20 protein-coding genes are annotated in these 16,052 nt (G+C 57.5%); 6 read left to right on the top strand and 14 right to left on the bottom strand.

Annotated features, from left to right (window positions below):
• The 5 genes from Q1B15_RS02645 to parC form a co-directional block, all read right to left on the bottom strand.
• On the bottom strand, positions 1 to 246 hold a 246-nt coding region (locus tag Q1B15_RS02645; protein ID WP_299749747.1), incomplete at its 3' end, for a GTP-binding protein.
• Positions 247 to 317: 71 nt separating this feature from the next.
• Positions 318 to 938 (bottom strand): hypothetical protein, encoded by a 621-nt coding sequence (locus Q1B15_RS02650; RefSeq protein WP_299749750.1) that lies wholly within the window; start codon positions 936 to 938, stop codon positions 318 to 320.
• Positions 939 to 997: 59 nt separating this feature from the next.
• Positions 998 to 2,119, bottom strand: coding sequence for a M48 family metallopeptidase (locus Q1B15_RS02655; protein ID WP_299749753.1), 1,122 nt, complete (start codon positions 2,117 to 2,119; stop codon positions 998 to 1,000).
• Positions 2,116 to 3,303 carry a DUF898 family protein gene (locus Q1B15_RS02660; RefSeq protein ID WP_299749756.1) on the bottom strand — a complete coding sequence of 396 codons (1,188 nt, stop codon included), beginning with the start codon at positions 3,301 to 3,303 and terminating at the stop codon, positions 2,116 to 2,118. Before Q1B15_RS02660 ends, Q1B15_RS02655 begins: the two co-directional genes overlap by 4 nt.
• A gap of 3 nt (positions 3,304 to 3,306) precedes the next feature.
• The gene (parC, locus tag Q1B15_RS02665; protein WP_299749759.1) at positions 3,307 to 5,625 is read right to left on the bottom strand and encodes a DNA topoisomerase IV subunit A; all 2,319 of its coding nucleotides are present in this window, start codon (positions 5,623 to 5,625) and stop codon (positions 3,307 to 3,309) included.
• A gap of 106 nt (positions 5,626 to 5,731) precedes the next feature.
• Here parC and Q1B15_RS02670 point away from each other — a divergent pair, with 106 nt between their 5' ends.
• From Q1B15_RS02670 to Q1B15_RS02680, 3 genes are all read left to right on the top strand, one after another.
• Positions 5,732 to 6,571, top strand: coding sequence for an SDR family NAD(P)-dependent oxidoreductase (locus tag Q1B15_RS02670; RefSeq protein ID WP_299749762.1), 840 nt, complete (start codon positions 5,732 to 5,734; stop codon positions 6,569 to 6,571).
• Between the two features lie 61 nt (positions 6,572 to 6,632).
• Positions 6,633 to 6,839, top strand: a complete 207-nt coding sequence (locus Q1B15_RS02675) for a twin transmembrane helix small protein (protein ID WP_299749765.1) — start codon at positions 6,633 to 6,635, stop codon at positions 6,837 to 6,839.
• Between the two features lie 3 nt (positions 6,840 to 6,842).
• On the top strand, positions 6,843 to 7,415 hold the full coding sequence (locus Q1B15_RS02680; protein ID WP_299749768.1) for a cob(I)yrinic acid a,c-diamide adenosyltransferase: 573 nt from the start codon (positions 6,843 to 6,845) through the stop codon (positions 7,413 to 7,415).
• Here Q1B15_RS02680 and Q1B15_RS23300 read toward each other — a convergent pair.
• On the bottom strand, positions 7,412 to 7,540 hold the full coding sequence (locus Q1B15_RS23300; RefSeq protein WP_366141655.1) for a hypothetical protein: 129 nt from the start codon (positions 7,538 to 7,540) through the stop codon (positions 7,412 to 7,414). The two genes, Q1B15_RS02680 and Q1B15_RS23300, sit on opposite strands and share 4 nt — an antisense overlap.
• Positions 7,541 to 7,570: 30 nt before the next feature.
• Positions 7,571 to 7,774 (bottom strand): hypothetical protein, encoded by a 204-nt coding sequence (locus tag Q1B15_RS23305; protein WP_366141656.1) that lies wholly within the window; start codon positions 7,772 to 7,774, stop codon positions 7,571 to 7,573.
• 172 nt (positions 7,775 to 7,946) lie between these two features.
• Here Q1B15_RS23305 and Q1B15_RS02690 point away from each other — a divergent pair, with 172 nt between their 5' ends.
• A complete protein-coding gene (locus Q1B15_RS02690; RefSeq protein ID WP_299749771.1) occupies positions 7,947 to 8,708 on the top strand; it encodes an electron transfer flavoprotein subunit beta/FixA family protein in 762 nt (253 codons plus the stop codon).
• On the top strand, positions 8,705 to 9,631 hold the full coding sequence (locus Q1B15_RS02695; RefSeq protein ID WP_299749775.1) for an FAD-binding protein: 927 nt from the start codon (positions 8,705 to 8,707) through the stop codon (positions 9,629 to 9,631). The genes Q1B15_RS02690 and Q1B15_RS02695 overlap by 4 nt, the downstream gene beginning before the upstream one ends.
• A gap of 269 nt (positions 9,632 to 9,900) precedes the next feature.
• Here the strand turns inward: Q1B15_RS02695 and Q1B15_RS02700 are convergent, their stop codons facing one another.
• Positions 9,901 to 10,557 (bottom strand): DUF6473 family protein, encoded by a 657-nt coding sequence (locus Q1B15_RS02700; protein ID WP_299749778.1) that lies wholly within the window; start codon positions 10,555 to 10,557, stop codon positions 9,901 to 9,903.
• A gap of 107 nt (positions 10,558 to 10,664) precedes the next feature.
• On the opposite strand from Q1B15_RS02700, the gene Q1B15_RS02705 reads away from it, so the two are divergent.
• Positions 10,665 to 11,540, top strand: coding sequence for a 3-hydroxybutyryl-CoA dehydrogenase (locus Q1B15_RS02705; RefSeq protein WP_299749781.1), 876 nt, complete (start codon positions 10,665 to 10,667; stop codon positions 11,538 to 11,540).
• A 27-nt stretch (positions 11,541 to 11,567) separates the two neighbouring features.
• Here the strand turns inward: Q1B15_RS02705 and Q1B15_RS02710 are convergent, their stop codons facing one another.
• Genes Q1B15_RS02710 through Q1B15_RS02735 form a run of 6 tightly spaced genes read right to left on the bottom strand, consistent with a single transcriptional unit; the run spans position 11,568 to position 16,037 of the window.
• A complete protein-coding gene (locus Q1B15_RS02710; protein ID WP_299749784.1) occupies positions 11,568 to 11,846 on the bottom strand; it encodes an HPr family phosphocarrier protein in 279 nt (92 codons plus the stop codon).
• Positions 11,847 to 11,854: 8 nt separating this feature from the next.
• Positions 11,855 to 12,238, bottom strand: a complete 384-nt coding sequence (locus tag Q1B15_RS02715; RefSeq protein WP_299749787.1) for a PTS sugar transporter subunit IIA — start codon at positions 12,236 to 12,238, stop codon at positions 11,855 to 11,857.
• Positions 12,235 to 13,161, bottom strand: coding sequence for an RNase adapter RapZ (gene rapZ / locus Q1B15_RS02720; protein WP_299749790.1), 927 nt, complete (start codon positions 13,159 to 13,161; stop codon positions 12,235 to 12,237). The genes Q1B15_RS02715 and rapZ overlap by 4 nt, the downstream gene beginning before the upstream one ends.
• Positions 13,158 to 13,595, bottom strand: coding sequence for a serine kinase (locus Q1B15_RS02725; RefSeq protein WP_299749793.1), 438 nt, complete (start codon positions 13,593 to 13,595; stop codon positions 13,158 to 13,160). Before Q1B15_RS02725 ends, rapZ begins: the two co-directional genes overlap by 4 nt.
• Before the next feature lie 9 nt (positions 13,596 to 13,604).
• The gene (locus tag Q1B15_RS02730) at positions 13,605 to 15,332 is read right to left on the bottom strand and encodes a sensor histidine kinase (protein WP_299749796.1); all 1,728 of its coding nucleotides are present in this window, start codon (positions 15,330 to 15,332) and stop codon (positions 13,605 to 13,607) included.
• Complete coding sequence (locus Q1B15_RS02735) at positions 15,333 to 16,037, bottom strand: response regulator transcription factor (RefSeq protein WP_299749799.1); 705 nt, start codon at positions 16,035 to 16,037, stop codon at positions 15,333 to 15,335. It abuts the gene before it with no gap.
• Positions 16,038 to 16,052 lie beyond the last annotated feature (15 nt).

Raw genomic sequence — 16,052 nt, forward strand, 5'->3', positions numbered from 1 at the left:
GTCAGCGTGGCCCGGGCAATCGACGTGCGCATAGTGGCGTGCCTCGGTTTCATATTCGACGTGTGCCGTCGAAATGGTGATCCCGCGTGCCTTCTCTTCCGGCGCGCCATCAATCTTGTCATACGCCTGGAAGTCACCGAAGTACTTCGTGATCGCCGCAGTCAGCGTCGTCTTGCCGTGGTCAACGTGACCAATCGTGCCAATGTTAACATGCGGTTTGTTACGTTCAAACTTTGCCTTTGCCATCGCCCTATGTGCCTTTGAATGGGGTCAAATATGGCGGGGCAATTATGGTATCAGCGCAAGAAAATCAAGCGTCAGTTGGTCGCTTCTTCATCCACCATGTTCACAACCGTCGGAGCGGGCGTTGATATGGTAAACGGAACCCGCGCGCGTTCGGGTTTCGCGATGAACCATTCGGGGTTTTCGTTTAGCCAGTCTTCGATCTCGCGGGCCGCGCTTTGTGACAGATTGGCAAGCTGCACGTCTGCCTCGCGCACCAGTCCGGACCCCAGGAATGGTACCATATTTCGGAAACCTTCGCCGACCTGAATGCGTTTCGCTTCCGGGTTCAAGCGTTGCTGCGTGACGTTGTCAAAGACAGAAACGTCTAAAATCATCACCGACTGCGGGGCATAGACAACCGGAATGCCCGGCTGCGCCAGAACAAGTCCGCCCAGAACGATCCCAAGATGATAAAGCCCGTCGCCGTCGTACCGGCGAAGCCGCTTGGCAACCGCGTTTTGCAACTCAGTTTCAAGCGCTTGCTCGCTTAACTCGCGCGAAAACGGACCAAGGACCACGTTGTCGGCAATGGCTATGTTATGGCCAAGGCGGAAGTCACCCAAAGGCTCGGGCGCAAGGCTTAGGTCTTCGGGTTCCGCCGTGCAGGCCGCCAAAATTGCGCCTGCCAGAAGTATCACGATTGCGCGCCGCATGTTTATAAGCCCCTTTGCCACTTTGAAACGGGTTACCGCGCCCGGCACGCCACCGCAAGTTAGTCGCAGATTGCCTTCAACGCCGCCCAGCTTTGATCCGGGATAACCGGACCGGTCACACCCATCGCATCACCCGCCGCGCGAGAGGTCGCGATCCGGTCCCCCAACGCGGGATGTGACATGAAATGGGCAGCGATCCCGGACGCGTCGCCAAATTTGTCCAGCAGCTTTTGAAATAGATCGCCCAGCGCACCGGGGTCGACATTGGCGCGTTGCAAGAGCGTGATTCCATAGGCGTCCGCTGCCGCCTCGGCTTCGCGGCTGTAGTCGGCCTTGATCATCTGTTCGACCAGGAAAAGCACCACAGCCCCGCCCGCAAAATCGCCAAACAGTAGGCCAAGAACACCCAATGATCCCGCCGAGCGCAGGGCAATCCGTATCGGGTCCCGTGCGGCAACATGGCCAATTTCATGCGCAAGAACCGCCGCGATTTCGTCTGGGCTTTCAGCCGCGGAAAGCATGCCTTGGAAGAACACCACTTGGCCGCCAGGCAAGGCGAAAGCATTGACCATCGAGTGGTTCAGCACGCTGACCGTGATCGGATAGGGCAGATCAAGATTGTTGCCGCCTACGGTGTCAAGCATCAGGTCCAATGCCTTCTGTCCCTCCCGCGATTCGCAGAGCTCGACAGGAAAGAAGTCTTCGCCAAGCGCAGTTTGAATTTGCCCAAGCGTGGCGTTTCCAAGCGCCTCTTCGCCGGCGGGCGGCAGGACGCGGGCAAGCTGATCGGCCATGATCGGAACCAGAACAAAAACGATCAGAAAGACCGACGCAATCGCCGCACCCGCCCAGCCGAAAACGCGGGCACGACCCCGCACGGGGGGGGTCTCACCAAGCCGCCAGGCACCTTGTCGAATACGCTGGATCAGTCCGGCATCCTCGACGATGAGACGCGCCAATGCGCGCTCGGTTGTGGTCACGACAAGTCGCCCCTCGTCGGCCTGATCCGGCACCGATCGCAAGCTAACAAGCGGCCAGATCAGCGCATCGCCGTCGGGCAACGTCAGAACAAGTGTCTTCGCGCTTGCGTCGATCACGGTGGCAACACGGCGGATCGCAGCGCTGCGCCCGTCGAACAGGTCGCAATAGATCTCCCGAGCGTCGGACGCCGCCCAGATCATATTGCCGCCCCCAGATCGAGCGCCTCTGCAAAGCCTTCCGCCTCGCGGTGCTCATCGCGGTCGCGTTGGCGGATATCATGAAGGGACTCGCTGCCAATGATCTCAAGCGTTTCGGCATAGTGGCGCCAAATCGGCAGGGTGACAAAGACGTGGCGCAGGGTGGACCAGATTACGAACACAAGAAAATAGATAGCAAAGCCAAAGGCTTGCAGAAAAATCCCAGGACCAGTGAGGCTATCGAGGTCGTCCAGCGAGAACGCCATCCCCTTGGCGGCAAACATCAGGGCGAGGAATATGAAGCTTGCCACGATCCCCGCAATCCCAGTCAGAAAACCGGCCAATCCGTAGCCAAGGACATAGATACCGATGATGCGCGGCGCTCGCGCGGCCGACCGGAAGCCGATGGCACCCGCCGCCTTCGTCGCCGTCAAAACCCGGAAACTGCGCACCGCATACCAGCCCCAGGCGACCACCAGAAGTGGGGCGCTCATAAGGGCAAGACCTAAGGTAAGCTCGGTGTATTCACTGTCCCAATTGGCCCAGACAATGCTTCCACCAATGGCTGCTATTGCCCAAAACGGGATCAGGCCCTTCGCCAGCATCCGCGCGCTTCCGCCTTGCTGGAACTGCCGATCACCGTACCAAGTCCGGTTGATCCGGTATGCCTCAAGCCGATGGGTCATCAGCGGCCAAAGAAGTGTCCCCGACCCAAGTGCCAGTCCCCAATAAATCAGCGCGCGCCACGCATAGCCCCATGCGCCGGGGTCCACGCCAAAGCGAATACCACGCCAGCGCGTGCGGGCAAAAACGTACCGCCGGGCGCGGTAGCGGGCATAAAACCAAAGTGGAATGACGCCTACGAAGGACGCCACATAGGCCGCCGTGTTGCCGTCAAACAGCGTGAAGCTGACGAACATCAGGATCAAATTCACAACCCCGATGTAGAAGGCAAGGATCACCACGGCGATGAAAAACCCAAGCAGCTTTTCCAACGGATCGCCGACGTATTCCAAAGGGCGCGCACCGGGACGGATCGACGACCAATAGTACCGCCGAAGCCGGGTTTTCATCCAGAAGCGATAAAAGCCGAAGGTCAGAACAGACCAAAGCCCCATGACGAAACTCATGGCGAAAATGCGCCCCCGCCGTCCGATGAACTCGGTGGAAAGGTTGGTCGCCGCCATGCCTTACGTGAACCGGTTATCCTGCGGGAAGCCTCGCGGCGCCATACGACCCGCGCCTGCCCGCACGCCGATCCATTCAGCGAGGTCTTCAGCAGAAACCATGCGCGTGCGCCCCGCCGGATCAAGCCAGCTGAGGCCGTCAGACAAGGTAAACGTGCGCGCATCTTTCAATCCGCCGTCTTTGTATTTCTGAAGCCGCACGCCCTTGCCGCGTCCCATTTCTGGCAGGTCCGCCACCGGGAACACCAGCATCTTGCGGTTCTCGCCAACAGCCGAAACGTGATCGCCATCGACGGGCTTGCAGACCAGCGCGCGCACCGCACCCTTGACGTTCAGGACCTGCTTGCCCGCGCGGGTCTGGGCCACGATCTCGTCTTCGGAAACGATAAAGCCGTCGCCTGCGGTCGAGGCGACAAGCAATTTGCGCCCCGGCTGATGGATGAACAAAGATACAATTTCGGCCTCGTTCGGCAGATCGACCATCAGGCGCACCGGCTCGCCCATGCCGCGCCCTCCGGGCAGGCTTGACGCGGACACCGTGTAAAACCGGCCGTTCGAGCCCGCGATTAGCAAACGATCTGTCGTCTCGGCGTGGAACACAAACCGCGTGCCATCCCCGTCTTTGAATTTCAACTCACGGTCCAGATCGATATGGCCAGTCAACGCCCTGATCCAGCCCATCTGGCTGCAAACGACAGTGATCGGCTCGCGGTCGATCATCGCTTCCAATGGCACGTCTGCGACCTCGACCGCCTCAGCAAAAACAGTCCGGCGCGCACCGCCCTCGGAGTCTTTGCCAAAAATCTTCTTCACGTCACGAAGCTGATCGGCAATCTGCCCCCATTGCTGACCTTCATCACTAAGCAAATCTTCCAGCGCGGCACGCTCAACAAGCAAATCATCGTACTCGCGGCGCAACTCCATCTCTTCAAGACGTCGAAGCGCGCGCAACCGCATGTTCAGAATCGCTTCGACCTGAAGCTCGCTAAGCTCACCCTCACCAGCGGGCGGCGAAACATAGTCGGTTTCGTCAATCGCCCGGACGAAATCGCGCGACCAGTCTTCGCGCATCATCGCCGCTTTTGGATCGTCGTCGTAGCGGATAATGTCGATCACGCGGTCCAGATTGAGGAACGCCGTAATGAAGCCTTCCAGCACTTCCAGACGGTGGTCGATCTTGGCAAGGCGATGCTCGGACCGGCGGACTAACACATCGCGGCGATGCTCCATAAAGGCGCGCAGCACCTCTTTCAGCGAGCAGACTTTCGGCGTCACACCGTCGATCAATACGTTCATATTCAGGCTAAACCGCGTTTCGAGATCCGAGTTGCGGTACAACATATTCATCAGAACTTCGGCGTCGACATTGCGCGACTTCGGCTCAAGCACGATGCGGATGTCTTCGGTGCTTTCGTCGCGCACATCAGCAAGGATCGGCACTTTTTTGGTTTGAATGACCTCGGCCAGCTTCTCGATCAGGCGGCTTTTTTGTACCTGATACGGAATTTCGGTGACCACGACCTGCCACTGCCCCCGACCAAGGTCTTCGACCTCCCATTTGGCGCGCACACGAAAGCCACCGCGCCCGGTACGATAGGCCTCAAAAATCGAAGCCGTCGGCTCGACGATGATGCCACCGGTCGGGAAATCGGGACCGCTTATCATTTCGATCAGGGTGTCGTCCCGTACCAGTTCGCTGTTCTGTTTCTTCGCCAAATGGATGCAAGCGTCGCAAAGTTCACCAAGGTTATGGGGCGGAATATTCGTCGCCATGCCGACCGCGATCCCGGACGAGCCATTGGCCAGAAGGTTGGGGAACGTCGCGGGCAAAACGACGGGTTCTTCCAATGTGCCTTCATAGTTCGGACGATAGTCGACCGCGTTTTCGGTCAGGCCTTCCATCAAGGCTTCGGCGGCCACGGTCAGACGCGCTTCGGTGTATCTTTCGGCCGCTGGATTGTCGCCGTCAATGTTGCCGAAGTTGCCCTGCCCATCAACCAGCGGGTAACGAACGTTAAAATCCTGCGCCAATCGCGCCATCGCGTCGTAAATCGCCTGATTGCCGTGCGGATGGTAGTTTCCCATCACGTCACCGGTGATCTTTGCGGACTTTCTAAAGCCGCCGGTCGGCGACAACCGAAGCTCGCGCATGGCGTACAGAATACGCCGGTGAACGGGCTTCAACCCGTCCCGGGCATCCGGCAAGGCCCGGTGCATGATCGTCGACAAAGCATAGGTCAGATACCGGTCACCGATGGCGCGACGCAGTGGTTCAGCCACAAGCCTAGGGTCGATATTGGGGGTATCAGTGTCATTCGCCATATACGGTGTGTAGCGATGCAGGATTCTAGCGGCAAGGCGCGAACGCAGTGATTTCGCCGGAATTCACGGGCTTGCAATACGCAACACATCGTAGCAAACGCGCTTGATGACGTCGGCTTTGAAATCCATCCTTATTACTGGTGCGGCAAGTGGCATCGGTTTTGACGCAGCGCAAACCCTTCAATCCAAGGGCTGGCGTGTTTTCGCATCCTGCCGACAAAAGGCCGATGCCGAGCGGCTTATGGCTAATGGGTTTCCTGACGCCATTCATCTTGATTACGAAGATCCCGACAGCATCACCGCGGCCGTTAACCACGTTTTGACGTCCACCGGAGGGTCACTGGATGCGCTTTTTAATAATGGCGCCTACGCCATTCCCGGCCCGATTGAAGACCTGTCCCGCGCAGCCATGACGGCAAGTCTCAATGCGAATTTCCTTGGCTGGCACGATCTGACGGTTCAGCTTTTGCCCGCGATGCGAGCGCAGGGACATGGGCGTATTGTAAACTGTTCGTCAGTGCTTGGCTTGGTCGCGACGCCCTATCGCGGCGCCTACTGCGCGTCGAAGTTTGCTGTTGAAGCCTGGTCAGACGCGCTGCGCATGGAAATGGTGGACGCAGGCATCTTTGTTTCGCTGATCGAACCCGGCCCTATTGTCACCAAATTTCGTGCGAACGCCGTCAAGCGCTTTGAGCAATGGGTCGATTGGGAAAACTCGCTCCGTGTCGAGGAATACCGGACTGGCCTTCTCGACAGGGTTTACAAAGGCTCGGGAAACAGCCCGTTCAGCAAGCCAGCCTCGGCCGTGACCGCCAAAGTGATCCACGCCATCGAAAGTCCGCGCCCCAAAGCCCGATATTTCGTGACCGTTCCGACGTATGGCGCAGACGTTTTGCGTCGCCTTCTGCCAACATCGCTTTTAGATCAGGTGATGAAGCGCGGCTGACGGTCGCGTTCGCCCCGCCGCAGACATGCGCTAAAAGACAGTTCAAGCAACCGAGGTTCCCATGTTAGAAGACCCACTTTTCGTCGTCGTCGTGATCGCAGTTCTGATCGTATTAGGGGTTCTACTGACCGGAATAGGTGGGTTCGCCAAGGGCGGAGACTTTAACCGAAAACACGCCAACCGCATCATGCGCTATCGCATCTACGCTCAGGCGGTCGCGATCGCGTTAATCTTGATTTATGTGCTCGTAGAGCGTTCCGGGGGATAGAAAATGGTCGTTCTAAACAAGATTTATACAAAAACTGGCGACGCTGGCGAGACCGCGCTTGGCAATGGCGCGCGCGTGGCAAAACACGCCGTCCGCGTCACGGCCTACGGCACTGTCGACGAATTGAACGCAACAGTTGGCATGGCCCGCCTTCAGGCAGCCGACGAAATAGATCATCTTTTATCATTGATTCAAAACGACCTTTTCGACCTTGGCGCGGACCTTTGTCGTCCTGATATGGAAATGGACGGCGAAGCAGGTTACCCGGTTCTGCGTATGGTTTCGTCGCAAACCGATCGCCTGGAAGGCGAGATTGACGCCATGATAAAGCGGCTTGAGCCATTGAGATCGTTCATTCTTCCCGCAGGCTCTGCGCTTTCAACACAACTTCATTTTTGTCGGACGGTGGCGCGCCGCGCCGAACGTTTGACGGTAGAATTGGCCACAATGGAAGCCGTAAATGACGCAGCGGTAACTTACCTTAACCGTTTGTCCGATTGGTTCTTCGTGGCCGCCCGCATTGCAAATGACGAAGGCCGCGCCGACGTGCTTTGGGTCCCGGGCGCGAACCGTTAAGCGGCAGGCTCCCACAATTCGACCGGGTTCCCCTCGGGATCGTGAATGCGCGCGAAGCGACCGACGCCTTCCATCGCGTCTTCATGGCTGGCGTTGATCCCGGCCACCTTCAGTTGTGCCAGCATCGCATCCAGATCAGCGACACGGAAATTAAATCATAAAAGCCCGATCTTCCGGGATATAATGCGTGTCCACGGTGAAAAGTGAAAAACCGTTACCCCAGCATCACTGACCCACGGCGGCGTTGTCATATCCTTTGGCGCGGGGTTAATGCCAAGGTGCGTCTCGTACCATTTCGCCAATGCGCCCGGATCCTTCGCCCGAAAGAACACGGCGCCAATTCCGGTAACCTTTTCCATTCCAAATTTCCCTAGATTCTTAAAATTCTTTCGAATGATCGTACTGGGTGCCGAAAACGCGGCGTCGTCAGGCCGAAACGCGTCGATTTTGCACTGTTTTCTGTCTGCTGCCTTCGCTACACCGACTGAGAAATCATCGGGTCTGACCCCGAACGCAAGGGAGTTAACGCAAATGAAGGTGTTGGTACCTGTCAAACGCGTCATCGATTACAACGTGAAAGTTCGTGTCAAAGCGGACGGATCGGGAGTCGATCTGGCGAATGTTAAAATGTCGATGAACCCGTTTGACGAGATTGCTGTCGAACAGGCTATTCGGATGAAAGAGGCCGGTCAGGCCGATGAAGTGATCGCGGTTTCGATCGGCGTGAAGCAAAGCCAGGAAACCCTGCGCACCGCTCTGGCCATGGGCGCGGATCGTGCGATCCTAATAATCGCGACGGATGACGTCCAAATGGACATAGAACCGCTCGCCGTTGCCAAGCTTTTGAAAGCCGTGTGTGACGAAGAACAGCCGGGCGTTGTTCTTTGCGGCAAACAGGCGATTGACAACGACATGAACGCAACCGGACAGATGCTTGCGGCATTGACCGGTTGGGCGCAGGCGACATTCGCCTCCGAGGTCGAGATCAACGGCGACAGCGCGACAGTGACGCGCGAAGTAGATGGCGGTTTGCAGACGATTAAAGTCAAAATGCCGGCAATTATTTCGGTCGACTTGCGTCTGAACGAACCGCGCTATGCATCATTGCCGAACATCATGAAGGCAAAGAGAAAACCGATGGACGAAAAGACACCGGCCGACTACGGCGTCGATGTTAGCCCGAGACTTCAGATCGTTGCCACCAGTGAGCCGGACACGCGCAAGGCAGGCGAGATCGTTGGTTCAGTTGATGAACTTGTTGCAAAACTTAAAGAAGTGGGGGCCCTTTCATGAGCGTTCTTCTTTTGGCCGAAGTTAACAACGGCGAGCTATCTTTGGACGCCACCTCCAAGGCTGTGACGGCCGCGAAACTGATGGGCGATGTCACCATATTGTGCGCGGGGGCCTCGGCCTCGGCAGCGGGTGCGGAAGCCGCAACCATTGACGGCGTGTCCAAAGTATTGGTCGCCGAAGATGCGTCGCTTGGCCATCGCCTTGCGGAACCGACGGCGGCATTGATCGTGTCCTTGGCAGGCGACTACAGCCACATCGTCGCACCTGCGACGACAGACGCAAAAAACGTGCTTCCACGGGTTGCAGCTTTGCTTGATGTGATGGTGATCACGGATATCTCGGGCGTCGTCGACGCAGAGACCTTCGAGCGTCCAATTTATGCCGGTAACGCGATCCAGACCGTTAAATCGCTCGATGAAATCAAGGTTGTGTCGATCCGCGTTTCGTCCTTTGACGGGGCCGCGGGGGGGGGCAATGCTTCGGTTGAAACCATCGGCGCCGTTGAAAATCCTGGCCTGTCCGAATGGGTTGAAGACAAGGTCGCAGAAAACGATCGTCCCGAGCTGACATCAGCGGGCGTTGTAGTATCCGGCGGACGCGGTGTTGGGTCGAAAGAAGACTTTGCACTGATCGAAAGCCTTGCAGACAAGCTTGGCGCCGCCGTTGGTGCCTCGCGCGCTGCGGTGGACTCGGGCTATGCGCCCAACGATTGGCAAGTCGGTCAGACCGGCAAGGTTGTGGCCCCTGATCTTTATGTTGCCGTCGGCATTTCCGGCGCAATTCAGCACCTTGCGGGCATGAAAGACAGCAAGATCATCGTCGCAATCAACAAGGACGAGGAAGCCCCGATCTTTCAGGTGGCCGATTACGGTCTTGTGGCTGATCTGTTTACGGCTGTGCCAGAGCTGCTTGAAAAGCTCTGATCGCGAACCCATCGGTTAAGAAGCGCGCCGGCGACTGTCGGCGCGTTTTTGTTTCTGCGGCTGCACAATGACACCCGCCAAGGCTGTTGCGACCTGACTGTGGTATAAAGAAGGAGCAAGTATCGCTTCTGCCGCCTGGCGTTCATGGACTAGAAACGCTTTGCCGACTATGCCTTCGCAACGGGCAAAATCATCCCGCCATCACTTCAATGACCCCTGCGGAATTGTGCGACACAGTCTCTATCATTTCACGATCCACAAAGTGCGGATCAAGCGGATTGCCCAAGCAAGGGGTCCTCGGGTCGGCGTTCTGCCGTCCAAAGAAGCGCTGTGTCGCCTGAAATCGACTTCACGATCATCTTCAGCCGGCTGACCCAGGCGATTTTTAGTTCCGATACCACCGGTTGCAAGGCCGATTGAGCGGTGTCTGCCAGCGCGCCAAGGAGATGGCCGGTGACGTGGGAAACGGCGAAGTCCACACTAGGAAACAACCGCTGAACGGTGACAGAGGCCGACACGAACCTATCGTTTTGGCGCGGATGCACAGAGTAGAAGCGATTGGGCATATTTTGCGCATCCAGAATTTGCACCAGTGTCATCCGCGCGTTCGATGTCGCCGGCAAAATGTCGGGACTATCCGCAGTAGCGGTCAATCCGGCTTGCATTACCCCAAGATTGACCACGGCTTCCCCAATCTGCGCTTCAAGCGCGTCAACAAAAAGAACCTCGCCGTATTTTCCATACGTCTGACCGCTACCAATGTCAGCGATGTAGCTCCCATTAAGCGGCCATTTTGGCCCACGAAACATGACGCGCGACGCGCCATAACGGCACAGATCATAATCTAACGCTGAATCCGGTACTTCGATCAGTGTTACAAGTTCCGTTCTCCGACATTCCCGCGAATCAACATCTCCGATCGGCATTGATATTTGCCTAATCCGCCCGTTTCTGAGCTGCCGCGACGCCAAGCCCACTTGCACCCAGAACGGGCCTAAGCCTATTGTCCGGGCGAGATCTGGAAGGGTTTGGCATGGATATCAAAACGGTTGGCATCGTCGGAGCGGGGCAGATGGGCAATGGCATTGCCCATGTGTTTGCGGTTTCCGGATTTGACGTTTTGATGACTGACGTCAGCCGCGACGCGCTGGATGCGGCGATAAACCTTATCGAAGGCAATCTGGATCGTCAGGTCAGCCGCGAAAAAATCAGCCAGTCCGAACGAGACGCAGCGATGGGGCGGATCAAGACCACGCTGACCCTCAGCGATCTGGGTCAAACCGACCTTGTTATCGAAGCGGCAACCGAACGCGAAACCGTCAAAGTCGCGATCTTTGAGGACCTTGTCCCGCACCTGAAGCCAGAAACGATCCTGACATCCAACACGTCGTCAATTTCGATCACCCGGCTGGCAAGCCGCACGGACCGCCCAGAGAAATTCATGGGGTTCCACTTTATGAACCCGGTGCCGGTGATGCAGCTTGTCGAGCTGATCCGCGGCATAGCGACCGACGAGGCGACCTTTAAATCCTGCCTCGCTGTGGTTGAGAAAATCGGAAAAACGGCCTCAACCTCGGAAGATTTCCCCGCGTTTATCGTGAACCGCATCCTGATGCCGATGATCAACGAAGCGGTCTATACACTGTACGAAGGCGTCGGATCAGTGTCATCCATCGATAGCGCGATGAAACTTGGCACCAACCACCCGATGGGTCCGCTAGAACTTGCCGATTTCATCGGTCTTGATACCTGCCTGGCGATCATGAACGTGCTGCACGAGGGGTTGGCCGATACCAAATACCGGCCCTGCCCGCTTTTGACGAAGTACGTGGAAGCCGGGTGGCTTGGGCGCAAAACCGATCGTGGGTTCTATGATTACCGCGGCGAGACGCCCGTTCCCACGCGCTAAACCCGCATGCTGAACCGCGCGGGACTTTTACATGTCCTCGCCGAAACGATCCGCAACAAGCGCTTCAATCGCATCGGCAAGCTCTTCAGCCGCGTCGCCTCGCGTCACGACGTCTATCTGCGTGCCCTTCGAGGCCGCCAGCATTAACAACCCCATAATCGAGTCGCCCGCCGCTGAAAGCCCGTCTTTGGACACTTCGGCTTCGGCTGCATAGTCCTCGACCAGTTCGGCAAGCTTGGCCGACGCCCGCGCGTGCAGGCCCTTTTCGTTGACGATGGTCAGTGTTTTGGTCGCTGTGTCAGCCATGCGCGCCTCTATCCGTCAAATGCGTCGATGTATTTACGGCCCGCCTCAAGCGAAACACGCACGGCAACTGCCACGGATTTGTGCCGTGACTTTGCAAGTTTGATCAGCATCGGAAGGTTCGCGCCGTAGATGATTTTGCGGTCATTTGGGCTGCAGGCGCGCAATGACAAATTCGACGGTGACCCGCCAAACATATCCGTCACAACCACGACTCCGTTGCCGGTGTCGACGCTGTCGGCTGCCGCACAAATCTCGGCCTGTTTCTTTTTGCGATCATGGTCTGGTGCAATCGAGATCGCGCGCATGCCAGATTGCTTGCCGACAACGTGTTCGACCGCCGATAGATATTCCTGCGCCAGACCGCCGTGTGCGACGATGACAATCCCGATCACGTCTGCATCCCCATTTCCGCAGCCGGCCCCCCGAGCAGGCCACGCCGCTCAAGCTCCCGGTGACGAGTTGACACCTGCCACCCCGCCGCCGCAAGGGCCTTCGCCGCTTTTTCCGCAAGCGCAACAGAACGGTGTTGCCCGCCAGTACAGCCAAAAGCCAGCGTCAAAGACGTCTTGCCCTCGTCTTTGAAGGCAGGCAGCAGCGATTGGGTCAGATCAATGGTGCGCGCGAAGAAATCGGCAAACCTTGGGTCGCTAGCAACAAAAGTCTGCACGGCCGGCGAACGACCGTCCAAATCCCGCAGGGTTTCCTCCCAATGTGGGTTTGCCAGAAACCGCACATCAAGAACCATATCCGCCCCGCGAGGCAACCCGCGTTTGTAGGAAAAGCTTTCCACAGAAATCGATAGTTTGACGCTTGCTGCGGTACCGAATTTCTCACCTATTTCGGCCTTCAGATCGTGTACCGTCAGTTCCGACGTTTCAATCAGCCGATCGGCGCGCGCGCGGACGGACACCAGTAATTCCATCTCGCGTGCAATGCCGATATCAGGGGTTTCGGATGGCGCAAGCGGGTGGCGCCGCCGCGTTTCCGAATAGCGTCGTATCAGAACGTCCGTCCGGCAATCCAAATATAGCAATTCAGCCGACGTATCCGGATCAGCGGCAAGGTTGTCCAAAAGCGCCACCATCGCATCGGTTGAAAAGTCCCGATTGCGCACATCAATACCCAACGCAAGTGGCGCGCTGCGGGCTGGTCCGTCCAAAAGTCGCTCAACAAGACTAAGTGGTAGGTTGTCGATCGCCTCGAACCCCAGATCCTCAAGCGCATTGATCGCCGTTGACCGACCGGCGCCGGACGCACCCGTGACCAGGACGACGCGCGCCGGCTCAACCGATTTTTGAGATGGCTGGTCGTTCATGGCGCCACGCGCCCTCCATTCAACAGAGCGTAGAGCATAGCGGGGAATGCCGGGCTCTCAACCTTTCTGAGAAGAGGCAACGTAACGTCGGCGATCACGGTGTCGTGGGTTTCCGGCAAGCGGGCCGTTTCGACCTCGTCCAAAGTGACGGCATAGACGGCCATCGCCGGACGATGATCCACGCGTATCAGACCGACACCGCGCGCTTCGATCATGCCCTGCAGGTCGGCCGGCGCCGTCATTCTCAGGCCACCGTTCAGGTCGGGCGTTGCAATGACACGATCATCGGCGACGAGCGTCGCCCCCAACGCCATCAACTGCAGCGCAAGTGAGGATTTCCCGGACCCCGAAGCCCCAAGGATCAAAAGTCCGGTCGTCCCGAACGCAACGGCCGATGCATGGATATTGACCGGCCCCTTCGGTGTCGCGGCCATTTCAGGGCCCTAGACCGGAAGGCCGACGACGAAGCGCGCGCCCAAAGGCTCGGACGTGACATCAGCGTCGGTGGGGCGAATGTTTTCGGCCCAGATCACGCCACCATGCGCTTCGACGATTTGTTTGGAAATCGCCAGACCAAGGCCCGAGTTATTGCCGAAGTGGTCAACGGGCCGCTCGGTGTAGAAGCGGTTGAAAATTTTGGTAAGCGCCTGCTCAGGGATGCCGGGGCCAGTGTCTTCGACCACAACCAACACGCGGTTTTCGCGCTTGCGCACCCAGACGCGGATCGCATCGCCATCCTCGCAGAAGGAAATTGCGTTCGATATCAGGTTCACAAAGACCTGCGCCAGACGGCTTTCAAGGCCATCTACAACAATCTCTTCCGACGGCATGTCGGTGATGAATTCGACTCCCTTTTCGCGCGCATCATTGCCAAGAAAATCGCCGATATTGCCGATCATATGCAACAGGTCGAACGGCTCTTCGTCCTCTTTGACCAGCTCACTGTCCAGCCGCGATGCGTTCGAGATATCGGTGACAAGGCGATCCAGTCGGATCGTGTCGTGTTCGATCACGTCCATCAGCTTTATCTTGTGGTCTTCGCGCTTGGACACCCGCAGGGACGTCACTGCAGACCTAAGCGAGGCCAGTGGGTTTTTGATCTCATGGGCGACGTCGGCCGCAAATTGTTCATTGGCATCGATCCGGTCGTAAAGGGCGGCAACCATGCCGCGCAAAGCGCCGGACAGACGGCCAATCTCATCAGGTCGCGCAGTCAAATCGGGAATACGGACACGATTCGGGCTAAAGCGGCGCGCGTTCTTTTCGCGCCCGATCTCGGCTGCCGCGGCAAGGTCTGAAAGCGGGTTTGCAATGGTCGAGGCAAGCACAAGGCTCAGGCCGATTGACACCAGAATAGCGATGACAAACATCTGCAAGACCTGCTCGCGTTCCGAGCGGACAAGGTGGTCAATCTCGCCTGCTGCACTGGCAATTGCGACGGCACCAACGGGGGTGACGCCCTGCATGATGGGTGTGGCGACGGTAAAAATTGTGTTGCCGAAAGCATCCGTGCGGGACTGCACTTCTGTGCCGCCCCGAAGCGCCGCTGTCACCAGCGCCGCCACCAAATCTTCGCTGCCAGTTTCAACGGCGGGACCGTCGTTTTCCTTACCAAAGACACCCGAAATGCCTGCCCAGATACCGTCCAGGAAATCGGTGATAACCGTGGATCGATCCTCACCTTCTAGACTGGCGACAGGGCTTGGTCGACGCTCCTGGCCGACCGTGGTCGCCACAAGGCTCCCGCCGTTGTCATAGACAAAAATCTCGACTGCAGTCGGAATTTCCAGCGCCGCAAGGGTACCGGCAATATCCAGACCATCGCCGGTCGAAAGGCTGACAGGGGCGTTTTCAGGCAGTTGTGCCTCGAAGAACCCCGAGATCAGTTCAGCCTCGATCACAATCCCACGCTCGCGCTGGATAACCAGACTGTCGCGGAACGGATTGAGAAATAAAACCCCCGCCACAAGGACGAGGATTGCCAGAAGATTGAACGTAATGATTTTACGCGCCAGCGGCGACCGGTTCATGGCAACTACGCCACGCCGGTCCCGTTTGGCCCGTGCCTCGCTTTCCGCCGCAGCGTCAGGACCAATCCAGTCCTCGCCCAAAACGACGTCGGCGTATTTGGCTGGCTTTGCGCCCACCACATTCACCCCCGACGCGAACATTTACTCTTCGTTATATCGGTAACCGATTCCGTAGAGCGTTTCGATTGCCGAAAATTCATCATCAACCATGCGCATTTTCTTACGCAGGCGTTTGATATGGCTGTCGATCGTCCGGTCATCAACGTAAACCTGATCGTCATAAGCAACATCCATCAACTGATCGCGGCTTTTGACAAAACCAGGCCGTTGGGCCAGCGCCTGCAAAAGCAGGAATTCTGTCACCGTCAGCGACACGTCGCGGGTTTTCCACGTCACAGAATGGCGCAGCGGGTCCATGCGGAGCTCGCCGCGCGTCATGACCTGCGCCTGATCGACTTCACCACCTTCAGCGTCGCCAGCAATCACTTCCTGACGGCGCAAAAGCGCGCGAATACGTTCGACCAGAAGACGCTGTGAGAACGGCTTCTTGACGTAATCATCCGCCCCCATACGCAGACCAAGAACTTCGTCGATCTCATCATCTTTGGAGGTCAGGAAAATAACCGGCATCGCAGATTTCTGACGGACCCGCTGAAGCAGATCCATGCCATCCATCCGCGGCATCTTGATATCGAAGACCGCCATATCTGGCAGCTTCTTGTTAAAAGCATCGAGGGCGGCTTGCCCGTCATTGTACGTCTCGACTTCGAAACCTTCGGCTTCGAGTGTCATGGAGACAGACGTCAAAATATTCCTGTCGTCGTCGACCAGCGCGATTCTGGACATTTGTGATTTCCTTTT

The sequence above is a fragment of the uncultured Boseongicola sp. genome, from assembly GCF_937988555.1.
Lineage (GTDB): Bacteria > Pseudomonadota > Alphaproteobacteria > Rhodobacterales > Rhodobacteraceae > Boseongicola.